6 protein-coding genes and 1 pseudogene are annotated in these 6,445 nt (G+C 55.5%); 4 read left to right on the top strand and 3 right to left on the bottom strand.

Annotated elements, in window-relative coordinates; all coding sequences use genetic code 11:
- Nucleotides 1-527: 527 nt before the first annotated feature.
- Nucleotides 528-902 (bottom strand): annotated as a pseudogene (locus GNZ13_RS12255) (IS21 family transposase); the annotation flags it as partial.
- A gap of 183 nt (nt 903-1,085) precedes the next feature.
- On the opposite strand from GNZ13_RS12255, the gene GNZ13_RS12250 reads away from it, so the two are divergent.
- Genes GNZ13_RS12250 through GNZ13_RS12240 form a run of 3 tightly spaced genes read left to right on the top strand, consistent with a single transcriptional unit; the run spans nt 1,086 to nt 2,945 of the window.
- The gene (locus GNZ13_RS12250) at nt 1,086-1,235 is read left to right on the top strand and encodes a hypothetical protein (RefSeq protein WP_172164148.1); all 150 of its coding nucleotides are present in this window, start codon (nt 1,086-1,088) and stop codon (nt 1,233-1,235) included.
- Nucleotides 1,192-1,779, top strand: a complete 588-nt coding sequence (locus GNZ13_RS12245; protein ID WP_328807222.1) for a carboxymuconolactone decarboxylase family protein — start codon at nt 1,192-1,194, stop codon at nt 1,777-1,779. Before GNZ13_RS12250 ends, GNZ13_RS12245 begins: the two co-directional genes overlap by 44 nt.
- A 26-nt stretch (nt 1,780-1,805) precedes the next feature.
- Nucleotides 1,806-2,945 carry an acyl-CoA dehydrogenase family protein gene (locus GNZ13_RS12240; protein WP_236001963.1) on the top strand — a complete coding sequence of 380 codons (1,140 nt, stop codon included), beginning with the start codon at nt 1,806-1,808 and terminating at the stop codon, nt 2,943-2,945.
- Between the two features lie 361 nt (nt 2,946-3,306).
- Here the strand turns inward: GNZ13_RS12240 and rfbC are convergent, their stop codons facing one another.
- Nucleotides 3,307-3,858, bottom strand: coding sequence for a dTDP-4-dehydrorhamnose 3,5-epimerase (gene rfbC, locus GNZ13_RS12235; RefSeq protein ID WP_172164145.1), 552 nt, complete (start codon nt 3,856-3,858; stop codon nt 3,307-3,309).
- A 248-nt stretch (nt 3,859-4,106) separates the two neighbouring features.
- Between rfbC and GNZ13_RS12225 the strand changes: the two genes are divergently transcribed.
- Complete coding sequence (locus GNZ13_RS12225; RefSeq protein WP_172164142.1) at nt 4,107-4,748, top strand: peroxiredoxin; 642 nt, start codon at nt 4,107-4,109, stop codon at nt 4,746-4,748.
- A gap of 187 nt (nt 4,749-4,935) precedes the next feature.
- Here the strand turns inward: GNZ13_RS12225 and alaC are convergent, their stop codons facing one another.
- Nucleotides 4,936-6,168, bottom strand: coding sequence for an alanine transaminase (gene alaC / locus GNZ13_RS12220; RefSeq protein ID WP_172164157.1), 1,233 nt, complete (start codon nt 6,166-6,168; stop codon nt 4,936-4,938).
- Nucleotides 6,169-6,445 lie beyond the last annotated feature (277 nt).

Here is a 6,445-nt window from a genome sequence, read left to right as displayed (position 1 = left end):
CGCCAGAAATTAAAGGGAATCGAGATACAAAACCTCTCATGTTAACGAACCTTTGTCGCTGGACGTAAGGTGCAGTTGCTGGAAAAGATAACGAAGCAGTTCGGAAAGTTAGATTTCTGAATTCTTTCGCCTTCAGTACGTATCTGATCAGAATGGCCTGGTTTGTGCAATGGCATGGCAGCCCAAGGCGGCGACCCGATGTCTTGCAAGAGGACGTTCTGGCGGCGGGAGTATCGAGTTTTCGTACGGAAGACTGACTCGCGTGGACGACCGCGAATCGTTCTGTCACCAACGGCGGACCGGTCGCTCGCACCACTTCATTTTCGTCGGGTCGAAAGACGAGACGGCGGCTCACCGGCGGTCGTCACGTCGAAATTCCGGCCGCGCGTATATGATCGAGGTCCATCTCCCGGATCGACTTCCGCCTGGCGCCGGCACGCACATAGGCATCGATTACGCTGGATTCATGTACGCGTCTCCATGTGAGTATAGTCCGACAGGCCTCGTTCGCCGGGCTGATACGTTTAAGGGAAGAACACTTCCTTGCTGGGGTCTTCGAGCGCGCGCCACTGACTGACATGCCGTTCCAACGTACGCCGCATGCTGTCAGGAAACCGCTTCGGATGGTCTTCCTGCAATTTGCGCAGCAGGGTGATCACGCTCAGCTTTGGCACACTACGCAGCAACGGGACGACTTCGCTCTCCCAGACGTCGGCGAACGGATCAGGCCGAGAGCGCCAGTAGCGTCGAGGTTGCTGTGATGGCAACCCAGCATCGTGTTCGACGCGTCGTGCCGTGCGCTCGCTCATGCCGGACCTGGCGGCAGCGAGTTTCTGGGGATGGTGTTTGCGATTGCGCATATAGAGGCGGATCTGTTGTTCGGTAATACGGGTCCCAGACATGGGCTGACCGCTTCTTCCTTTAGCTTCAGTCAGCCCGGTCAAGCTCATTGTCGCCGCCCACAAAATTCCGCCGGTGAACGGAATATTTAGTGCTGCGTCTATCGTTTCTCCGTCAACTGCTGCTGCAATCCCTCCGCTGGTCCGTCTACCATTCCAACATGCAGAAACTCGACAGGATTCGGTATGCAACTCCTCTTCATCGCTTCGATCAGTGCGCTGTCCTTTGGCGCATTGGCTACCTGCCTGATCGCGCGCTTCCTTTCCGACGAAGACGTGCTGAAGGGCGCGCGTGACGGTCGCTACGCATATCTCAGCGAGGACGATCAATCGTGAGTGCACGAGTCCATATACGTCCAAGACCGGTTTAGAGTCATCTACCCTCACACACATCGAGACCGCGCCAGAAGCGGGTCAGGCATCTCTAAGGACTGCGCTTGCAAACAATGGATCCCTGCCCAACCTGGTCGCATCGCTGACAGACTCGCGCGACTCGCTTGAGGCATACCTCACACTGGGCCAGATCAGTGGTCGATGCGGGCTCACGCTCGCCGAGCGTGAAGTGGTTCAGATCACCGCTGCGACCATACATGGCTGTGCCTGTCACGCACCCGGACATACGGCAGTAGCCCTTAAGAAAACAGACCTCGCGTCAGATCTCGTCACTGCCTTAAAAAGTAATAGGCCTCTCAGCGACACACGCTTGAACGCCATCGCGATATTCACTAGGTCTGTCATTGCCATGCATGGAGCGGTCGACGGTCAATCGCTCGAAGAGTTTCGAAATGCGGGACTGGCCAACACGAACGCATTGGAAATAGTGCTGGGTGTGAGCCTCGCAACCCTCTGCAATTTTGCGAACAATCTCATCCAGAAATAACTGAACGCTGAGTTGCAGGAGTATCGATGGACATCGAAGTGATGCTAAACGACAACTTTGGAGTCCATCCGCTAACGGATCAGTCAGCCCACGTCAGGTTCCGGGCTCGTGAGGTTTCGACCTGGCTTCAGGCGCGAGCCGAACAACTCGATCTTGACCGTCATCTCGCCTCACAGGTTCTCCCTCAACTGGGACAAGCGGGCCTGTTCCGTATCGGCGTTCCGACAGATATCGGCGGTTCCGGTGGAACCATTCTGCATGCTATTGACGCGATAGCAACGATAGCTGAAGATTCAATGGCGGCGGCATTGGTATTCTGGGGACAGCGAGCGTTCGTCGAATGCCTGCTTCAAAGCGAGAATACAGCGCTACGTGCGAGTCTGCTCCCGTCATTACTGAGCGGTGAACTCGCGGGCGCTGTCGGTCTGTCCAATGGGATGAAGTTTCTTTCGAAGATGGAGGCGTTGCAATTGTCGGCAACTGCTTTCCGTCCGGTAGGAGGCGTTCAATACTGGACGCTCACGGGAAGCATCCCCTGGGTTACCAACCTTCGTCCGGAGGGCTTTGTAGCCGCCATCGCAACCGACCACACCGATGGGAAGCAGCCGTCAATCTTTGCGGTACCCAATGAAATCGAGGGTGTAATCCGCAGCGACGACCTCGATCTTGTCGCGTTACGAGCGACTAACACCGCCGCGCTTTACCTGCAAAAAGCGGTCCTCGATGAGAGCTTCCAGATCGCATCAAACGCACCCGACTTTCTCGCTGGTGTAAGACCCAACTTACTTGGCTTGCAGTGCGGACTCTCAATCGGACTTACACGGCGTAGCCTGCGATCGCTCGACAGTACCGGACCAATAGCCCGATCGGTCCTTGCGGACAACTGCCGATCGTTAGAGGCCGAATTGCATGGAATCGTTCTTGACCTACTAGACGGGATATCGAGCGGAGAATTCATCGACAAACCGAAACAGTTGTTCAGCCTGCGTCTCTTGCTTGCATCACTGGTTCAAGAAGCAAACATCCTTGAGGTACACGCAACGGGAGGACGTGGCTACATCCGCGGGCACGCTGATTTGGCGCGTCGGCGCCGCGAAGCAGCGTTTATTCCCATTATTACCCCTAGCGTGGTTGAGATCAGAAGTCTATTCGAGAAAAACGAATAAGCGCGTGGCGCTCAATAGATTGCATCATTCTCGGCACTGAATGAGCGCCTTCGGGTTGCCGTTGCACAATGCAGCACAACTTCGCGTGTCGATGCCGTCTGCGAAATCGGCAACCTTCAACGCAAATGCCGCCGATATTCGCCGTCCATCTGCTGCTAACAAAGGTTGGCGATCAGCGCAGGTCGCACGTCCAGAACGACGACACGGACCCGATTCAGATTGGACAGATCCAGCGTGGCACGGTCGATCGCGACCACGTTGCTGAGGCCCTCCAGCGTACGCGCGAGCTCGAAGTCAACATCGCTATTTACACTTGTCCGAGAATCGCCCGCCTGGAATCAGGAGTGCGATGCGGTACCCCTTATGCGTAAACTTCAGCATCGGCAAGAGGCTTGCCTGCTGCGTCTTTCTCTGCCAACAATGGCTCGAAGTTAATCGGCCACTCGATGCCGACCGCCGGATCGTTCCAGACGATGCTACGCTCGTACTCGGGGAACCAGTAATCGGTGATCTTGTATAGGACCTGCGCCGATTCGCTCAACACGACGAACCCGTGCGCGAAACCAGGCGGCACCCACAACTGCCGATGGTTCTCCACCGACAGTGTGACGCCCACCCACTTGCCGAAATTCGGCGAGCTCTTGCGGATGTCGACAGCCACGTCGAACACTTCACCTTCAACCACGCGCACGAGCTTGCCCTGCGCGTTCTTGATTTGGTAATGCAAGCCACGCAGCACGCCTTTCGAGGAGCGCGAATGGTTGTCCTGAACGAACTCGACGCTGGCCTCGACATGCTCGGTGAATTCCCTCGCATTGAAGCTTTCGAAGAAAAAACCTCGCGCGTCGCCGAACACTTTCTGCTCGATGAGCTTGACTTCAGGCAATGCAGTGGCGGTTACTTGTTTGGTCATGCAACTTGGTCCGTAATAATGTTTATTTGATACTGCCCGTAGGCGTTTTTTGGGAGCGGTTTGGCAAGCGTCAGCGATTGCTCCGCGTCGATTCGCGCATGGTGGCAGGAAATTTCGGGCGCTCAAACACCAATCTGCTCCTATCGATTTAGCTGCATCTGCTACTTGCCACCCCGGACAGAAACTCCTACCTTGATTTCTCACCTCACATGGTGCCCTTCCCGCCAAAATCTTCAAAGGCAGACGTCATGAGCACTCTCTATCTGGGCGACACCGTACCCGACTTCGAACAGGAGACTTCGATTGGCCGCATTCGTTTTCACGAGTGGGCCGGAGACTCGTGGGTCGTTCTCTTCTCTCACCCAGCAGATTTCACGCCGGTATGCACGACTGAGCTGGGACTCACAGGCAAACTCCAACCCGAATTCGAAAAACGCAACGTCCGAGCCATCGCCATCTCCGTAGATGATGTCGAATCGCACAGAACTTGGGCAAAGGATATTGAGGACACGCAGAATACGATCGTCGGGTTTCCAATCATCGCCGACAAGGACAAAAGCGTCGCAACACTGTACGACATGATTCATCCGAACCAGTCGGGAACGGCGACCGTCCGTGCAGTCTTTATCATCGATCCAGCAAAGAAGCTTCGGTTGACGTTGACCTACCCCCTTAGCATCGGTCGCAATTTCGATGAAATCTTGCGCGTGATCGACGCACTACAACTAAGCGACGCATACGGCGTCGCGACACCGGGCAACTGGCGAGATGGAGACGACGTTATCGTTCCCCTGAGCTTGCAGGACGAAAACCTTATCCGCGAAAAATTTCCAAAAGGATATCGCGCGGAGCGCCCCTACCTACGCTTCACCCCTCAACCCAACAAATAAGCCGTCAATGCGGACCGCCCCGGCTTACCAGAACTCTGCCCACCCGCAGACTGCACACCAGGTTACGCAGAAGTCTTAACGGTGCGGCTCATTGCAAAATGGTTAAACGCGAAGGATTTCCGTCAGGTGGCGGGGCCATTCGGCCCCGCCGGGATACCCCGCACTTCAGTCCAACTATTCGACGCCGTCACACCAACGGAGTTACCTCGGTCGCCGGATTGACCAGACCATCGACTTTGAACATCGACTTAATCCCCCGTACCGCCTGGCGAATGCGGCTCTCGTTCTCGATCAGCGCAAAACGCACGTAACCATCACCGTAATCGCCGAATCCGATACCGGGTGATACGGACACCTTCGCCTTTTCAAGCAGACGCTTCGCAAATTCAAGCGAGCCCAGCGAACTATAGGGTTCCGGAATGCGTGCCCATATATACATTGAAGCCTTCGGTCGATCGACCAACCATCCGGCTTCGTTAAGCCCTTTGACCAAGACATTACGTCTGCTTTCGTACTGGGCAGCAATGTCCACGACACACTGCTGGTCGCCTTCAAGCGCAGCGATTGCGGCGACTTGGAGCGGAGTAAACGTACCGTAGTCATGGTAGCTCTTGATGCGTGCAAGCGCATGAACCAGGTCCACGTTTCCGACCATAAAGCCGATTCTCCAACCCGCCATGTTATAGCTCTTCGACAGCGTGAAAAACTCGACAGCGACGTTCTTCGCACCAGGTACCTGCATGATTGAAGGTGCCTTCCAGCCATCGAACACGATGTCCGCGTACGCGAGATCGTGGACAACAAGAATGTCGTGCTTTCGCGCCAGTTCGATCACACGCTCAAAGAAATCCAGCTCGACGCATTGCGCCGTCGGATTAGACGGAAAACCTAAGATCATCATCTTCGGCTTCGGATAGCTACCCCGAATCGCCTTTTCAAGCTCAGCGAAGAAATCAACGCCTGGCATCAGCGGCACAGACCGGATATCTGCCCCAGCAATGACCGCACCATAGATGTGAATTGGATAACTTGGGTCAGGCACAAGGACGGTGTCTCCACGATCGAGCGTAGCGAGCATCAGGTGAGCCAGACCTTCCTTCGATCCAATCGTAACGATGGCTTCGCTATCTGGATCGATGTCCACCCCGTATCGCGTTTCGTACCACTGCGAAATTGCCCGACGTAACCGCGGAATTCCTCTGGACGTCGAATAGCCGTGCGTGTCGGGCCGTAGAGCTACCTCATTAAGCTTTGCCACGATATGTGCTGGAGTAGCGCCATCGGGGTTACCCATGCTCATATCGATAATGTCCTCACCGCGGCGCCTGGCGGCGAGCTTGAGTTCGGCGGTAATGTTGAAGACGTAAGGGGGAAGTCGGTCAATGCGCGCGAAGTTACGCTTGCCAGAACGCACAGTCATAATATTTTCCTTGACGTAAGCGCCCGGATCCGTCCGAGCGACGTTACTGCAAAACACATCGACGGCAGCCAATGTGGTGAAACTATGAAGACAGCAACTAACGAACAACACGGTCGGCTCCGCATATGTAGTGTCACGACGACCCTGCTCGTTTTAACTATCGGTGAAGCCTGCTCCGGCGCCGAGCCACTGTCGCGGACCAGGCGATGTTTCGTAATAGCCCGAACACGTCGAGGCCGCGCAATTTCGAGCGGCTTGGTGACCGGCACCTCGTCAT

This window comes from Paraburkholderia elongata, from assembly GCF_013177735.1.
Classification (GTDB): Bacteria; Pseudomonadota; Gammaproteobacteria; order Burkholderiales; family Burkholderiaceae; genus Paraburkholderia; species Paraburkholderia elongata.
Note: the sequence above shows the minus strand (reverse complement) of the source record. Positions and strands in the feature narration are given on the sequence as shown.